This window comes from Variovorax sp. P4_B10 (assembly GCF_056402375.1).
In genome coordinates, this window is record NZ_JBFUHN010000076.1 from 16,042 (window position 1) to 31,322 (window position 15,281).

At 64.4% G+C, this 15,281-nt stretch carries 17 protein-coding genes; 10 read left to right on the plus strand and 7 right to left on the minus strand.

Annotated features, from left to right (window positions below):
- Nucleotides 1-27: 27 nt before the first annotated feature.
- Nucleotides 28-681, plus strand: coding sequence for an alpha/beta fold hydrolase (locus AC1DXX_RS26835; RefSeq protein ID WP_478137262.1), 654 nt, complete (start codon nt 28-30; stop codon nt 679-681).
- Nucleotides 682-771: 90 nt separating this feature from the next.
- Here the strand turns inward: AC1DXX_RS26835 and AC1DXX_RS26840 are convergent, their stop codons facing one another.
- A complete protein-coding gene (locus AC1DXX_RS26840) occupies nt 772-2,769 on the minus strand; it encodes a phosphatase PAP2 family protein (protein WP_478137263.1) in 1,998 nt (665 codons plus the stop codon).
- A gap of 186 nt (nt 2,770-2,955) precedes the next feature.
- On the opposite strand from AC1DXX_RS26840, the gene AC1DXX_RS26845 reads away from it, so the two are divergent.
- From AC1DXX_RS26845 to AC1DXX_RS26855, 3 genes are all read left to right on the plus strand, one after another.
- Entirely contained in the window at nt 2,956-3,351 is a 396-nt protein-coding gene (locus AC1DXX_RS26845) for a nuclear transport factor 2 family protein (RefSeq protein ID WP_478137264.1), read from the plus strand.
- Between the two features lie 81 nt (nt 3,352-3,432).
- The gene (locus AC1DXX_RS26850; RefSeq protein WP_478137265.1) at nt 3,433-4,047 is read left to right on the plus strand and encodes a hypothetical protein; all 615 of its coding nucleotides are present in this window, start codon (nt 3,433-3,435) and stop codon (nt 4,045-4,047) included.
- A 91-nt stretch (nt 4,048-4,138) separates the two neighbouring features.
- Nucleotides 4,139-4,513, plus strand: coding sequence for a tetratricopeptide repeat protein (locus AC1DXX_RS26855; protein WP_478137266.1), 375 nt, complete (start codon nt 4,139-4,141; stop codon nt 4,511-4,513).
- Between the two features lie 36 nt (nt 4,514-4,549).
- Here the strand turns inward: AC1DXX_RS26855 and map are convergent, their stop codons facing one another.
- The gene (map, locus tag AC1DXX_RS26860; protein ID WP_478137267.1) at nt 4,550-5,341 is read right to left on the minus strand and encodes a type I methionyl aminopeptidase; all 792 of its coding nucleotides are present in this window, start codon (nt 5,339-5,341) and stop codon (nt 4,550-4,552) included.
- Nucleotides 5,341-5,595 carry a ParD-like family protein gene (locus AC1DXX_RS26865; protein ID WP_478137268.1) on the minus strand — a complete coding sequence of 85 codons (255 nt, stop codon included), beginning with the start codon at nt 5,593-5,595 and terminating at the stop codon, nt 5,341-5,343. The genes map and AC1DXX_RS26865 overlap by 1 nt, the downstream gene beginning before the upstream one ends.
- A gap of 292 nt (nt 5,596-5,887) precedes the next feature.
- On the opposite strand from AC1DXX_RS26865, the gene AC1DXX_RS26870 reads away from it, so the two are divergent.
- The 4 genes from AC1DXX_RS26870 to AC1DXX_RS26885 all read left to right on the plus strand — a co-directional run bounded on the left by AC1DXX_RS26870 (nt 5,888) and on the right by AC1DXX_RS26885 (nt 10,234).
- Nucleotides 5,888-7,495 carry a patatin-like phospholipase family protein gene (locus AC1DXX_RS26870; protein ID WP_478137269.1) on the plus strand — a complete coding sequence of 536 codons (1,608 nt, stop codon included), beginning with the start codon at nt 5,888-5,890 and terminating at the stop codon, nt 7,493-7,495.
- A gap of 113 nt (nt 7,496-7,608) precedes the next feature.
- On the plus strand, nt 7,609-8,346 hold the full coding sequence (locus AC1DXX_RS26875; protein ID WP_478137270.1) for a GntR family transcriptional regulator: 738 nt from the start codon (nt 7,609-7,611) through the stop codon (nt 8,344-8,346).
- A gap of 48 nt (nt 8,347-8,394) precedes the next feature.
- Nucleotides 8,395-9,417, plus strand: a complete 1,023-nt coding sequence (locus AC1DXX_RS26880; protein ID WP_478137271.1) for a tripartite tricarboxylate transporter substrate binding protein — start codon at nt 8,395-8,397, stop codon at nt 9,415-9,417.
- Nucleotides 9,418-9,424: 7 nt separating this feature from the next.
- On the plus strand, nt 9,425-10,234 hold the full coding sequence (locus tag AC1DXX_RS26885) for an amidohydrolase family protein (protein WP_478137272.1): 810 nt from the start codon (nt 9,425-9,427) through the stop codon (nt 10,232-10,234).
- A gap of 126 nt (nt 10,235-10,360) precedes the next feature.
- Here AC1DXX_RS26885 and AC1DXX_RS26890 read toward each other — a convergent pair whose 3' ends face one another.
- The 3 genes from AC1DXX_RS26890 to AC1DXX_RS26900 all read right to left on the minus strand — a co-directional run bounded on the left by AC1DXX_RS26890 (nt 10,361) and on the right by AC1DXX_RS26900 (nt 12,795).
- Nucleotides 10,361-10,966: a DUF4329 domain-containing protein gene (locus AC1DXX_RS26890; RefSeq protein ID WP_478137273.1), complete on the minus strand. Its 606-nt coding sequence runs from the start codon at nt 10,964-10,966 to the stop codon at nt 10,361-10,363.
- A gap of 81 nt (nt 10,967-11,047) precedes the next feature.
- Nucleotides 11,048-12,238, minus strand: coding sequence for a PrsW family intramembrane metalloprotease (locus AC1DXX_RS26895; protein ID WP_478137274.1), 1,191 nt, complete (start codon nt 12,236-12,238; stop codon nt 11,048-11,050).
- Nucleotides 12,235-12,795, minus strand: a complete 561-nt coding sequence (locus AC1DXX_RS26900; RefSeq protein WP_478137275.1) for a hypothetical protein — start codon at nt 12,793-12,795, stop codon at nt 12,235-12,237. The genes AC1DXX_RS26895 and AC1DXX_RS26900 overlap by 4 nt, the downstream gene beginning before the upstream one ends.
- 86 nt (nt 12,796-12,881) lie before the next feature.
- Here AC1DXX_RS26900 and AC1DXX_RS26905 point away from each other — a divergent pair, with 86 nt between their 5' ends.
- Together AC1DXX_RS26905 and AC1DXX_RS26910 are read left to right on the plus strand one after the other, a co-directional pair.
- The gene (locus AC1DXX_RS26905) at nt 12,882-13,316 is read left to right on the plus strand and encodes a DUF3806 domain-containing protein (protein WP_478137276.1); all 435 of its coding nucleotides are present in this window, start codon (nt 12,882-12,884) and stop codon (nt 13,314-13,316) included.
- A gap of 158 nt (nt 13,317-13,474) precedes the next feature.
- Nucleotides 13,475-14,419, plus strand: coding sequence for a serine hydrolase domain-containing protein (locus AC1DXX_RS26910; RefSeq protein ID WP_478137277.1), 945 nt, complete (start codon nt 13,475-13,477; stop codon nt 14,417-14,419).
- A gap of 25 nt (nt 14,420-14,444) precedes the next feature.
- Here the strand turns inward: AC1DXX_RS26910 and AC1DXX_RS26915 are convergent, their stop codons facing one another.
- A complete protein-coding gene (locus tag AC1DXX_RS26915) occupies nt 14,445-14,831 on the minus strand; it encodes a hypothetical protein (RefSeq protein ID WP_478137278.1) in 387 nt (128 codons plus the stop codon).
- Nucleotides 14,832-15,281: the final 450 nt, after the last annotated feature.

A 15,281-nucleotide genomic window follows, 5' to 3' on the forward strand; every position in this document is an offset into this window, starting at 1 on the left:
GCTGGCACGAATGAGAGGACAAATTGCATGACGAGATTCGTTCTGGTGCCAGGTGGTTGGCACGGAGCCTGGGCATTCGAGGCTGTCAGCAATGCGCTATCGAGCGAAGGCCACGAAGTTCAGGCGCTCACTCTCTCGGGGCTGGGTGACGAGCCTGCGAACGGCGCCAATCTCGAAAGTCATATCGACGAGGTGGTTCAAGCGGTTCGCGGGCGCGATACGCCTGCCGTTCTTGTCGGCCATTCGTACGGGGGAATGGTCATCACTGGCGCGGCGGACAAGGAGCCGTCGCGCGTCAAGGCGATCGTTTACGCCGATGCCTACGTGCCGGACGACGGCGCATCGGTCTGGTCGCTCGCCACCCCGACCTATCGGGAGCGTTTCATAGCGGGCGCGGCTGCGGATGGTTTGACTTGCGCGCCGCCGGCCCATCTCGACAAGCGATGCCGCCCCCATCCAATGGCCACCTTCCTGCAGGCGATCAAGTTGACCGGCAATTGGCGCAACGTCCGCAGCAAAGCCTTCATCGCCGCGTGCGGCTGGGAAGGAAGCCCGTTCGTCGAGCTGTACGAACGTCTGCAGGTGGACCCTGAATGGGCCACGCATGGCCTGGCCTGCGCACACGATGTTCCGCGGCTGGCCCCCGAAGCGCTCGCGCGGATTCTCTTGGCGTACGTGTAGGGAAGCCGGGCGCAGCAGATCGAAACTGCGGCGGCAACTCCACACGGTTCTGTCGTGGTCCGTGCGCCAACGCCTCGAAGAGGCATGTCTCTAGCTATCGATGTGCAAGAACAGTTCTGTCGCCGTGTAGGTCGGCGTGACCTTGAAGCCCTGCACGGTGATGGCCGAGAACCTGCCGGTCAGGACACGGCTGGAGATCAACGTGAGCGTGTCGCCTACCTTGGGCCCGGCGCCGGGCTTGAAGCTCACGTTCAGCGTGCCAGCCAGGGCCGCTACGCCCGCCACGCGCAAGCGACCGGCGCCGTCGCCGCCGATGTTCAGTTGCAGCGTGGCATCGGCCGCCTGGGTGTAGGCGCCTTTCATCGTCACGAGCGAAGGCGCATTGCAGACCAGCGTGCCGCCGCCCGCATAGACATTGCCCAGGCCGAACGCGGCCGCCGAGTCGGCCTGCAGCGTGCCGGCCACCAACTGCGTGCCGCCCGAATAGCTGTTGTCGCCGCCGAGCCTGAGCGTTCCGCTGCCTCGCTTGCTGAGCTTGCCGGCGCCGGAGATATTGTTGCGCCAGCTGTCCATGGCGTTGAAGCCGCCGAGGCTGGCATCCATCGTCACGACCACGTCGCCGTTGAAGACGCCATAGCCGTCGGCCGCGTCGAACAGGTTCAGGCGACCCCAGCCTTCGGGGTCGTCCATGACCGGGTAGCCCGAAGGCACCGCCGTGGTCTTGAGCACCACGCGGCGCTGTGTCGCATCGAGATACGGAAGCCGCGTTTCGAGCAGCACCTCGGCGCCCTTGGGCACCACGGCAGGCTTGGTCGTGTCCGCCACCTGCTTGAAGCCGAAGGTCAGGCGGCGCAGGTAGTCGGCCTTGCTCGCGGCATGGTCGCCGAAGCGGTCGGCCGCGGTGCCCTGCGAATGGGCAAAGTTGTTGAACGCAGCGGCATCGCTCGCTCCCACCGCAGCCATCAGCACGGACTGCGCCTGCGCGTAGGCTGCGCTCTTGCGCGCGACGTTGGCCCCGGTGGCCAGGCTCGCGGCCGCCGCGGCCTGGCCCTGCACGCGCCCGCCGACCACGTCAAGCGGCGAATGCATGCCCGCCAGGATGCGGTTCTCGCCGAGTTCGAGGCCGCGCGCCACCATCTCCTGGAAGCGCTGGGGCACGACGTAGGCGAAGGCGAGGGACTTGCGCACGGCCTCGGCCGTGTGGCCGCTCACGAAGCCGCCATCGGTAGTGGGCGTGCTGCTCTTGGCGGGCTCCAGCGCAGGCACCACCTTCACGCTGCTGCTCCAGCGCCATGGGCGCGCGTACTTGTAATAGCGCTTGGCGGGTTCGGTGGAGGCGTTCTCGCCGATGTTGTTGAGCAGGTCCACCACGGTGCCGAAGCTGGGGTTGGCTGCGCCGGGCACGCCGATGTCGCTGCCGGTGTCGTTGTAGAGCACGGTGGTGGCGTCGGCGGCAATGCCGGTGATGGTGGTGCTCTGCTGCGTGGCGGTGCGCCAGGCGTTCGTGAGCGGGCCCATGCCGTCGCTGATGCTGTAGCCCTTGCCGCGGCGGTCGTCCAGGTAGGCGGCCAGCTCCTGTGCGCCGGTGCGCGCATTGGTGGCATCGACGACGTACTGGATATTGCTGTTCAGCACACTGGCATTGAGGATCTTGCCGTCGGTGGCGTCACCCGGAATGCCGCTCCACGTGGACGGAACGATGGCGGGAAAGCTGCCCTGCGCGGCGGCCGACACACCCGCGTCGACCAGCAGCGTGCTGGGTTGCCAGAAGTCGAGGAAGCCGGCCACCACGCGCACGCCCGCGTTGGTTTCCTTGGTCGCGTAGCGCGCATCGCCGCGCTGGTTGGTCGCGACGTTGTCGACGAAGGGCGGTGTCGCAACCTGATCGGGTACGGGCGCGGAGTCGGTGAAACCCAGGTCCTTCGGCGGCCCGACTACCTCGACGGCCGGCGGATTGGTGGTCGCGGGCGGTATGCCGACGACAGGAAACGAGGCGCCTGCGTCATTGCCGCCACCGCATGCCGAAAGGCAGAGGGCGGCGACAAGCGCGATGGCGAACGGACGGGCAGATGAAAGGAAGGACGACATGGAGAAGCTGATGGAGAGATTGAAGACGCAAGCAGGCCGGGCCGCTCGATGCGGATTCGCGCAATCTATCCACGCAACAAGTCGTTTTTATTAATAATCATCTGGCCTTCATGCAAAAGAGGGCCGGCGTCTCGCGCGATGTAGTACTAAGATATTTGTCCCTTCAAACAGCCGAGGAGCTTGGCCATGGGAACACCCACCGAAATCGCAAAGCAAGCGTATGCAGCTTTCGCCAGCCGAAACATACCCGCGCTTCTCGAAATGCTTGCCGAGGACGTGGATTGGCGCTTCCTGGCCAGCCCGGAAACCGGCACACCCTACGGCGGAGCCTTCAAGGGCCGGCAGCAGGTTGGAGGCTTCTTCATGAAGCTGGCGGAGACGATCGAAATACTTGAATTCGAGCCGCGCGAATTCCTCGAGGGGCCAGACCACGTGACGACAATTGGCCGCACCAAGGCCAGGATCCTCCCGGACGGCAAGGTTCACGACACAGAGTGGGTGCAGGTCTTCGTACTGGACAGCAACGACAAAATCAGCCGCTGGCTTGGCACTGAGGACAGCGCAGCCAAATTCGACAAGTAAGCGGCGGCACCGGCTGGGGTTGATGGGAGCTACATCCACATGTTCTTTTCTCGCAAACCGAAGTTGCCCACTTCGAGGCTCATGCAACTCCACGAGTACCTCGGCCTGCTTCAAGGAGGCACCGAGGATCACGCCGGAAGCGATGCGGTCAAACGCAGTGCCTTGGAGCTTGCGCGCAGCCTTCGTGAACCCTTGCAATTGAAGGCGTGGACGGCCCCTGGGTTGGCGCACGTTTTTGCCCGCAGCTCCAGGGCGCACGATGCGCTGCTGGTGCATGTGCCGCTCGACATGAGTGATTGCTTCTTCATCGCCATATTCAGGAGCGGCGCGTCCACCGCGCAGGAGCACCTTCTTTTCGACATCGGCGCGGAATACCAGCAGCCCATGCTGGACTGTCCCGAGTTCGGAGTGGCGGAGCCGGCGAACGAAGCCAACATCCGTCACTGGATCCCATTGCTGCAAGGCGAGCCGTCTGCCTTCGCAGTCATTGAACTGCGCGGCGGAACGTACATGCAGGTGTTCGCCGATCCCAAGGGTTTTCATCTGGAGCACCAGTTGGTCACCACGGGGGCGCACTACCGCAGTACCGAGCCCGTCAGCGCCGATGAAGCTGTCAACACCCTGGTGTCCTATGCGTGCGGAAAGTACGAGTGGGCCAACAAGCCCTGGGAGCGGCTCGAACTGCAGGCCACGTGAGCACCGCCGCACGATGAGACTCTCCTGCAGTCGGCCAACTCCGGTCCTGCCCGCGTGGGTCTGAATCGAGCCCGCGGCAGCCTCGAATCCCATGAACCTGGACATCATCTTGGCCAGTCGGTCGCTTGTCGAAGAGGCCTGGAAGCAGCCCGACAAGTGGGAGGCAAATCTGTCCTCCGCAGAAGCGATGCTCGCGAAGGCGCTCATTGAAGTCCCTGGCAATGTTCTTGCGTTGACGTGCCTGGGCGCAGTGCTTTCCGACCAGGGCGAGCACAAAAAGGCCGCATCCGCCCTGCAGCGCGCAGTTGAACTCGGGTCGACCGACCGGAACACTTACTTCAACCTGGGCGTGGCAAAGATGAACTGCGGCACACACGAGGGCGCCATGGCTTCCTTCCGAGAGGCCAAGGGTCTCCAGCCTTCGCCGCTGTCATGGGAGGCATACTTTGATCCCCAGGCCCACTGAGCATCGGGTCCTCGCCCAAGCCTGAGTGTCTGAGTGTCAGACCGGCGCGTAGGCCCCTGTGCCTCCTGGCCAAGGCGTAAGCACCTCATATCCCTCGGGCGTTACAGCCACCATGTGTTCCCACTGGGCGGACAGAGACCTGTCCTTCGTCACGACTGTCCATCCGTCGGGCAGTTGCCTGGTTTCGCGTTGGCCAGCGTTGAGCATCGGCTCGATGGTGAAGACCATCCCCGGCTCCAGCTCGAGACCTTCCCCGCGCCGCCCATAGTGCAGCACTTGCAGCTCTTCGTGGTAGACCTGCCCGATGCCGTGCCCGCAGTATTCGCGCACCACGCTGAAATGCTCGCGGTGAGCGACCGACTGGATGGCATGGCCAACATCGCCCAGAGTCGCTCCAGGCCTGACCTGGCGGATTCCGGCCAGCATGGCTTCGTACGTCGTCTCCACCAGGCGCCGGGCCAGCACACTGGGGGCTCCGACGAAGTACATGCGACTGGTGTCGCCGAACCAGCCATCCTTGATGACGGCGACATCGATGTTGACGATGTCGCCCTTCTTCAGAATCTTGTCGGGCGAGGGGATGCCGTGGCAAACCACCTGGTTGACGGAGGTGAGGATGGTTTTCGGATACCCCTGATACCCCACGTTGGCTGGAATGGCGCCCTGGACATTCACGATGTGGTCGTGGCAGATCCGGTCGAGCGCCTCCGTGCTCACCCCCGGCACGACGTAGGGCTCGACCATGCCGAGAACCTCTGCGGCAAGCCTGCCGGACCGCCGCGCCATCTCGATGTCCTCGGCGGACTTGATGGAAACGTCGCGAGCCACTAGTGTTTTCCGGTCGAGGATGCGCGGGGCTTGCCAGGTTGGGCCGTGACAGCCGCGGCGATGTCCAGGCCTCCCGAGAGTTCAGCCTGTATCAACAGTTGGCAGACTTCCCGGTAGTCCAACTCCGGGTGCATCTCGGTCAGCATGCCGACGCGCATCCAGTGCTCTGCCTGCGCATTGATAGACCTGCTGAGGGCGTTCCCCGCCACTCGCAGGTTCTCGTGCATCAGGTCTGAAATTTTGACGATACCCATCGGGAACCTCTATATGAAACGTACATGAAGTATATACATTTCGTATGGTCCGGCATGCCGACGCATGCTTGAGTGGCGGCTCGACGCCCTCATCGCTGAACGACCGGCACGCGCCCTGGATAGAAAGAAGCGATTCTTCTTATCTGTCGATTTGCCGCGACAACACCTTTTGGATACGTACTGTCTGGAATTCGGCCCTTCTGCTGAACGGGATTTCACGCGTAGACGATGGATATTCCCGACGATGAAACTCCCCTTGCCGGGGAGGTATTTCATTCACCAGGAGTCTGCTGTGAATCCCAATCAACCCGTGTTCACCATCCTCTCGTTCGTCGGCGGCGGCATTCGTGGCCTGATGTCGGCGACGATCCTCCAGCGTCTGGCCAACGTCAGAGGGGGTGTCGTCATCAGCAACACCAGCCTTCTCGCCGGCTGCTCGACCGGGTCCATCATCACCAGCGAGTTGCTCGCGCACAAGACGCCCGGCGATCTCATCGATCTGTTCAAAGGCGGCGAGATTTCGTTCTACAACAACATGAACGGCGATCCGCGCCAGCCTGCGTACCCGATCGATGAGGTTCTCGCCTCACAGGTCAAACTGCACGGCGGCACAACGGTGGCCAACGCCGGGCGCAACGTGCTCTTCGTGTCGTTCAATGTCGGCGGCCTTGAGACGCAGAGCGACGGCCGTGTGGTGCCGAAGCCCTGGGACACGCTCATGTTCACGAACATGCTCACAACCGAGCGGGACAAGAGAGACGGCCTCGACGGAAACAGCGACACGCCGATCGCCGTTGCCGCATCGTCCAGCGGCGCGATGCCCGGTCAGCTGGGCTCGCTGGAGGGCAATGTCGACGGCACCTTCTTCAACCACGACCCGACGGTCGCTGCCATCGCGCTGGCCGTGCGCAGCGGCGTGGCGCTGGAGAACATCGTGGCCATCACCATCGGCACGGGCCTCATGCCCGACTGGATCGCCACCGACACGCACGACTGGGGCGCCGAGCAGTGGATGAAGGGTGCGGGCAACCCGTTCGACAACACGCCGCCGTTCCTCATGAACCAGTCGCAGCCCTCGCCGGTGCTCGACATGTGCCTCAGCGGCACGTCCGCCGAGATGATGCCGCGCCTGGCCAGGATGCTGCTGGGCGACCGCTACGTGAACATCAATCCGACGCTGCCCTGCTTCATCCCGGAGAACTCGACCAATGCGCAGGCGATCGACCTGCTCGAGCGCCACGGCAAGACCGTGAACATCGACGAAGCGACGGCACTGATCACCAGATACTGGCCGGACATGGAGACCACGCAGGCCAGGCCGGCGGCCAGGAGCACCGCGAAGCCGGCCGCGTTCGCATCGTCGTCATCATCGAAGGCCGCTGCACGCACGGCCTCCGCGCCGGCGTCCACGCCGGGGCACGGCGAGTTCTTCTACATCCAGCGCAAGCTCTCCAACGATGTGCTGGATGTGTGGGGAACCCAGCCGAACTCGCAAGTGGTGGCGTACCCAAGGCAGGCGAACGCGCTCAGCCAGCAATGGCAGTTCATTCCTTCCGTAGAAAACCCGGGCTGGTACTTTCTGCAGACGGCGATGAATCCCGACCTGGTCATGACGCTCCAGAACTCGCAGCTGCCGCACCCGTCGATCGTCGCGGACCTGAGGCAGCCTGCGCTTCTCTCGCGCCAGCTCTGGTCCCTGGTCTCGACCGCGGAGATCGGCTGGTGGTTCATCCAGAGCAAGAGCCAGACGGCGGAGATCAACACCGTCAATCCGAACTCCTACGTCCCGACCGTGATCGGCGTGATGGACGAAGGCGGAAGCACGATCGCCGTGGGCTTCGCGCTGGACTACCTCGCGTTCGAGCCGCAGGCCTGGGGCTTCATGCGGTTGGCCAGGTAACGCGCAGTGAGGTAGGTGAGGTAAGTGAGCCGCGGCGGGCGGGCAACCCGCCGCGGCGCCGGCGGGCGGCTTGATATCATTCAGTCCTCTATAGGACTAGATCAATCCGCCCCATGACATCCTTGACAGTGGTCCCGTCCGAGCCGGGGCTGAGCCGTTATGCCGCGCTCGCAGCGGCCTTGCGGGCACGGGTCGTGGCAGGCGAATGGCCCCCTGGCGGTGCGCTGCCGGCGGAGCAGACGCTGGCCTCCGAGCACGGAGTGGCCCTGGGTACCTTGCGCCATGCGCTCGAGCTGCTTGCAAGCGACGGATTGATCGAGCGCATTCAAGGCCGCGGCACGTTCGTGCGAGTCGGCATGTCCACCGCCGGGACCATGATGCGGTTCTTCCGTTTTGGCGAGGGCACTGGGGAAGTGCCTGTCTCCCGCATCGTCTCGCGCAAGGTGCTGGTTGCGCCTTCGGATGTCGCGCGACGCCTGCACCTCGAGCCCGGTGGCACGGCATTGCGCCTGCTGCGCGTGCGCTCCCTGTCGGGGCAGCCATGTGTCGCCGAGGAAATCTGGCTCCCGCTCGATCTGTTCGCCTGCCTGGTCGATGACGACCCCGTTCAGTGGGGCGATTTGCTGTACCCCATGTTCGCCGAGCGCTGCGGCGTGACGGTACACCGCGCTGTCGACGAAATCTCGTTCGGCATCCTTGCGCGCCTCCATGCGAGCCAGTTGGCCTTGCCGGCGGGCCACCCCTGTGCGCTGGTGACCCGCAGCGCCCACGACCTGGGCGGGCGGTGCATCGAGGCCCGCTACACGCGGGGCGACGCCTACGCCTTCCAGTACACCGTCACGATCACCTGAACCGGTGCGACGCACCAACCCTTGCCCTTAACTTTTTGCGAGAGCGCCATGAAAGAAGCATCGATTTCCAAACCCAACCAGATCACGGTCGATCGCTCGCGGCGCCAGTTGCTGAGCGCGAGTGCTGCCGTGGCCGCGGCACCGTGGACCCTGGCCCGCGCCGCGGGCAAGGTCGCGGGCGGGAAGACCATCACGCTGGTCGTGTCCTACGCGGCCGGCGGTGGTGCCGACCTGATGGCGCGCCTGATTGCGCCGCGGCTCGCCGATGCACTGGGCCAGACGGTGGTGGTGGACAACAAGCCCGGCGCCAGCGGACAGATCGCCGCCGGGCAGGTGGCCCGTGCCAACCCCGACGGCACGCAACTGCTGGTGGACGCATCCTCGTTCGCCGTGAACCCGGCGCTTTTCCCCAAGCTCCCCTACGACAACGACAAGTCCTTCACGCCGCTCGGCATCCTGGCGCTGTTTCCGAACGTGCTGGTCTGCACGCCGAGCTTCGAAGCCAAGAGCGTCAAGGACCTCGTGCAGATGGCCAAGGCCGAGCCGGGGCAGATCGCCTATGCCTCCTCCGGCAATGGCTCCGCCCAGCACCTGGCGGGCGCGCTTTTCGAAGACCGCGCGGGTGTGAGCCTCACGCACGTCCCGTACAAGGGCGGCGGCCCGGCCATGAACGACGTGATGGGCGGGCAAGTGCCGCTCTTCTTTGCCAACGTCGCGTCGTCGCTCGGGCAGATCCAGTCCGGCCGGCTGCGTCCATTGGCCGTGACCACGCGCCGGCGCACCCGGGCGCTGCCCGCCATCCCGACGATGGAAGAGGCCGGTGTGCCGGCCTATGAAGTGCTCGAGTGGAACCCCGTGCTGGCGCCCGCCGGCATCGACCCGGCGGCAAAGGCCGTCCTGGTCGCGGCCATCCGCAAATCCATGAGCGATCCCGAAGTGCTCGGCCGCATCCGGGCGCTGAGTGGCGAGGCGTTCCCTGATGGCCCGGAGGGCCTGGTGACGGGCTTCCTCGCGGCCCAGCGCGCGCAGTGGGCGCGTATCGTGCGCGACCGCAAGATCGTCGCGGGCTGAGCAGGTGATGCTGGATGTCGCGGGCGGCCTGGGCTGGGACAGCCATGTCCATGTCTTCGACGCGCAAGCCCCGGTCATGCCGGGCCACTATCGGCCGGTGGATCGGCCGTTGGCGGATATCGAGCAGCTGGCCGGGCATCATGGTGTCGCGCACCTGGTGCTGGTGCAACCCAGCGTCTATGGCTGCGACAACACGGTGATGCTCGACGCCTTGCGCCAGGGCGATGGCCGGCACCGGGGCGTGGCGGTGCTGGAGCCCGGCACGACCGACGCGCAATTGGCATCGATGCATTCCCTGGGGGTGCGAGGCGTGCGATTCAACCTGGTATCGCCGGTTGGCAACGACAGGGACATCGGCGCGCATTTTCGTGCGCTCGCCCCCCGGATCCAGGCGATGGGATGGCATGTGCAGTGGTACGCGCAGCCGGCGCATTGGCCCCGGATCGCGGACCTGCATGCCGGCTGCGAAGTGACTGCCGTGCTGGATCACCTGGCCGGCGCGCATGCAGACACGCCATTGTCCAGCGAGAGCCGGCAGGCGCTCGCCCGCCTTGCGCAAGGGGGCGCGTGGCTCAAGCTGTCGGGTTGGTACCGCCTCGCAGCACATGCGCCCTACGACGCGCTGGATGCTCGCATCGGCGAGCTTGCAGGGTTGTTTCCCGCCCGCACGGTGTGGGGCTCCGACTGGCCGCACACGAGTTTCGCGCCAGACGCCTTGCCGGACTATGCGAGCGTCTGGGAGCCGGTTGCCCGCGTCTTCGACGCGGCGCAGCAGGTCGAGATCATGCGTATTTCTCCCGAAGTGCTGTACGGCTGATTCTGCGGAACTCACCCCCCGCGCGCGCATAGGCATTGCGCAGGTGCACGGACATCGCACGCTTCGTGAACGGCGCGCTGGGCGTGCGCGTGAAGTGGTGATGAAGGGGCCGGGAGCTCCTGCCCCTTAACGCAGCGGAGCCATCGTCGGCCCCCTGCGATCCGGCACCCGAGGCTTCGGCTTCACCACGGGTTTCACCGGCGCAGATGGAGACAGGAATTCGTACTTCAGGTCCAGTTCCTGTTTCACTTTCTTCCAATCAGGCACCGGCCCTGTATCTGCATTCCGCAGGCACTTGCCTGCGATGTAGGTCTTCTGCGTCGCGCGCTCGAATTTCAGGAAGAGGCCCGAGACGCTGCCGATGTAGGCATCGATCTCCGCACCGTTCGCGACGCCGATGTCTTCGTCCGAGAAGACATCGGGCTTCATCGTCATCCCGGCGCCTTCGACGTTGGGATGCGTGTGGAAGTAAGCCACGGCCACGGCTTCGGCCCCGACCGGCATGCAGCCCTTGTTCAGCAGCCGATGGCCCGGGTCGACGCTGTTGCGTTCGCCGACGAAGTACGGCGCGACATAGAACTTGGTGTTGAGCTTGCAGATCATGCCGCCGAACTCGTTGCGATTGCCGATCGATCGGATCAGCAGCGCCTGGAGTGCCGCACGGGCGGCGTCCTCGGCCGTGTCGAAAGGCTGGGTGGGCTCGGGGAAGGGCGGAGGGACGTAGGTGGCCATCCCGCGAGTCTGCCGAGTTGAGCGCGGTTTGCCATCTGCCAAATTGGATAGGGCTGGCGGCAAGTCGCGGGCAATCGACCCTCATGATTGTGTTTGGATGAGCGGATCCAACGCGGCCCGTATGCGCCTGATCGCGACTTCATGCCGCAGCGTCTGCGCCCCGCGTCCGTACGTCATGGCCTTGCGGATCAGCCGCAGTTGCTCGCGCTGCAGCTGCGTCTTCAGCCGCCTTGCCCGCAGGCCGAAGGTCCAGCCCGTCTCCCTGCGAACCTTGTAGCGCGACAGCGGCGCGCCGAGCCGAACCCACTCGTCGTCGCGGATCAGTTCGCGCTCGGGCACGAAGTAGGCCGCGAGGGCATGAAGGTAGGTGCCGTTCTCCCGGGCGGCTTCCCGCCAGAAGAGCCAGGCCGCCGCCATCACGGGGATGCCTTTGACGAGGAGCAACAGTGCCATCTCGCCGTACCCGCCGTCGAAGCGGTCCTCCAGCAGCGGCGAGTTCCAGATGAAATGCATCGCCCACGCGAGGGCGAAGCACAGGAAGGCGGCCGCGATCCTCGTCAGCATCGATCGCTCGGGGTGCAGCAGGAACCAGGCGACGCCGAAGGACGCGATCGTCGTGTAGGCCGCGTGGCTCCACAGTCCGCTCAGCAGCCCGCGCGTCAGCAGGTTGAGAAGCACCGGGTACACCTGGTTCTCGAGCGGAAAGTGCATGGAGGCGTTGACGGTGTAGGTCAGGTTCTCGATCACCTGGAAACCCAGCCCCGTCATGGCACCGACGATCAGCACGGAAAGGGAGGTCTGGAACTGGTTGCGCGCGACCAGCACCAGCAGGACGACGCCGGCGAGCTTCAGGAACTCCTCGGTGATCGGGCCCGCGATGGCCGGCCCCCAGGCCGCCACGAAATCCGGCGACACCAGTTTGGCGCACAGGCTCTGGATGGCGATGTTCGCCGGCGCAGCGAAGTAGACCGCGCCCAGGCCGCCCCAAGCAAAGGCCAGCACGAAGGCCTCGGGCGGGTGCTGCTCTAGCAGGTCCAATGTGCGGAAGACGAGAAGAAAAGCCAGCGTGTAGATGCCCCACACGAGCAACCCCAGCAGCGCAGTGACGGGGACGACCCGGAACCCCATGGCGAACATGTTGACCGTGTAGAAAAGGCCGTTGACGATCAGTGCTGCCAGCAGCCAGAACGCGGCGCGATGCGGCTGGAAGAACGAATCGGTGCCGACCGGCCAGTCGCCGCGGTCCTGTTCGAAGACGGGCGGGCTGCTCACTGCGGGGCCTCCAGGTCCATCGACTCCAGCATGCTTCGTGCCTCGGCCAGCGCATCGTTCAGGCCGTCGCTGGCGCCGTAGACGTCGATCTGCACGAGCGATCGGCGCTGGAGGTCGACCACCTGCCAGAACCGGCCGGCGAGCTTCGAGCCGTAGTAGGCAAAGGTCTTGCCCTGCAGGCCCCAGGACGTGACGAAGTCGGACACGTCGCCTTCGATGCGCAGACCCTGGCCGCGCTCCATGAGCCGTTGCTGCCTCATCAGGGGCCCGTCCGGCCCGCCTGCCCATGGCTCCGTGGTCACGAGAAACTTGTGGCCCCCCTTGAACAGCATCAACGACTTGCCTGCCTTGGAGCGGGACACGTCCATCTCCCATCCGTTGGCTGGGACGAACCTGGCCTGGCCGACGGCCACCGTCTGCCCCGCAGCCAACGGCCGGCTGCCGGGCGTGCGGCTGTCCCAGAATGCCAGGCCGCCCACATAGGCGGCAATGGCGAGGAAGACCGCGAGTGCACCGGGCCAGGTGCGGTACGGGATGCGGCGTGACGGCTCGGGCATGCGTTGATCGTGCCACACGATGGTCGGCACCTTGCCCCGGCTTCATGGCAAAGTCTCGGTCATCCTTTGAGTCAAACACTCGTGCCATGGAACAAAAGATCGTAGCTCCCACCCGTGCCGACCTCCGGGCCATTGCGACGCAGCTGATGCATGCGTCGGAGCTGGTGTCCGAAGCAACGGGCCTTGCGTTGGCCGGAACCGTGGCCGATCTGGCTGCCCTGCAGAAGGTTATCGATTCGAAGATCGTCGAGCCGGAAGCCACGTACTCCCTTCAGGCGCTCGGCTTGGCCTTCGGCAAGGTTTTCATCGGCACTCAAGCGAACTACGACTGGTGGATGGTCGAGGACGAGTACGGCAGGGACCCTGCAATCCGGTACAAGCAGACGACGCTCCTGCTGTTCCCCAAGACGATGATCTCCAAGCGGATCGAGGATGGAGAGCAGGTCGATGTCGTCGAGATCTTCGAGGGATTGAAGGAGACGGTTCGGGAGGTTCTGGCTGAGCATTACCCGGACGCCTGATGATGCGGAAGCCACTGAACGCAACTTCGCGCCGTGAGTTCATTGCTCTCAGCTCGGCGGTAGCCCTCGGTGTTGGGGGAGGACTGGCTCCGCTCGCTTCAAGTCTGGCTGCCGAGGGATCGGGGGACTGGGCCGTCGCGCCACCGGAGCGCGAAGGCATGGACGGCGTGGCCCTGCGGAAAATATTGGATGACGCCCGCTCGGTCAATCCGCTGAGGAGCGTGGTGGTCATCAGGAATGGGTCGCTCGTCGCAGAACAATACTATGGCGGTGCTTCGGCTTCCGATCTGCAGGCCATCAATTCCGTCACCAAAAGCGTTGCGTCGATGCTCGTCGGAATCGCACTCCAGCAAGGGAAAATCCCCAGCATCTCGGCAACGATCGACAGTCTCTTGCCCGGTGCCGCGGCGAAGGTGCCGGGCGCGGGTGTCCATGCGATCACGCTCGAACAGATCCTCACCGACACCTCGGGCCTGGTGTATGACTTCCGGACCCAGATGCGGGACCTGGAAGCTGCCGAGGACCCGGTCGAGTTCACGCTGCGTCTGGGGGTCGATGCAACGAAGCCGGCAAGGTGGGTCTACAACGATGCAGCGATATCGTTGATCTCTCCTATCCTCGTTCATGCGCAGGGGATGTCCATCGAAGAGCTTGCGAAACGTGACCTGTTTGGCCCCTTGGGCATCTCCCGGTTTGCAGCCTCGCGGGACAAGGCGGGAAACGTCATGAGCTACAGAGGCCTCAGGTTGCGCGCCCGAGACCTGGCGAAGCTCGCATGGACCATGGCGAACAACGGCCGATGGGGCGACATCCAGGTCGTACCGTCGGACTGGGTCAAGAAGAGCACGAGCTTTCACGTACCGACTACCTGGAGCGCGGCGCCGATGCAGCAGACCGGGTATGGCTACCTGTGGTTCACGGGGCAACTGAGCGGCCACCCGGTCGCGTGGGGGTGGGGCTACGGCGCACAGTTTGCACTGATCGTTCCTTCGCTTCGCCTTGCGGTGACGACGACCGCGACCAACCCCAGCCGTTCCGATGTCGACGATCAAAACAACGCAGTGATGACTGTCGTGGCGCAGATCGTGGCTCTTGCGAGTTGATTGCACCAGAACTCTCACACGGGGCTCACTCTCCGTTCACTAGAGACACCCCGTCCACCGGATTGAGCATCCATTTCGCAACGTCTGCGCCCAACCCGTGAATCACTGCATCCATTGAGCTGCATTCGGTGGTCTCCGCCGTGATACCAACGTATTGGGTGTGCATCTGGCGCAGGCCTTTGAATTGCGCAGCTGGCAGTCCCGGTCGTTCGAGCACAGCATGGATGACCACGATCGTGGGTCCACCGGCGCTGACGGTCACTATGTCCATGATTTCGATCTTCAGCGAAGGGCCGGTCCTCATACCGGTACCTGACGCGGAGAGCAAAACTTCATGCCGCGCCTTCAACTGATCTTGCACCGCCTGACGCAACGGGTCCGGCACGCCGCACGCGTCATCGGATTCAGACATCTGGCGCCCCTGGTAATGCCCGTACACGACTGGCGGCAGTATCACCGTGTTGTAAGCAGCAGGCGCGGGTGGCATTCGCTCAGGCGGCCGGGGATTGTGTGGGTCGCAAGCTGCCAGCATTGAACTCACCGCCATCGCGATGCACGCATTGCGCACGGATTTTCTTGCTGTCATTGATCAACAGGGGAGACGTGAAGAATTCGACCACTGTCTGGCTCTACGCCGGCATGAGTCTTGGCAAAGGCAATGCTGCCAATGGATGGCTTTCTCATCGTGGGTGTTCCTGGTGTCTCGCGTTCGACATGAGCGGCACGCGGAGGCGGGCGAAGCCTGGCGGCGTCGGGACGCGTTTTGTTACATTAGTTTGCGGAGTTGGATGAATTTTGCAGGACCGACTACCTACCTGCCGGGCCAACCGCCCAGTCAAACTAAAGCTACAAGGAAATATAT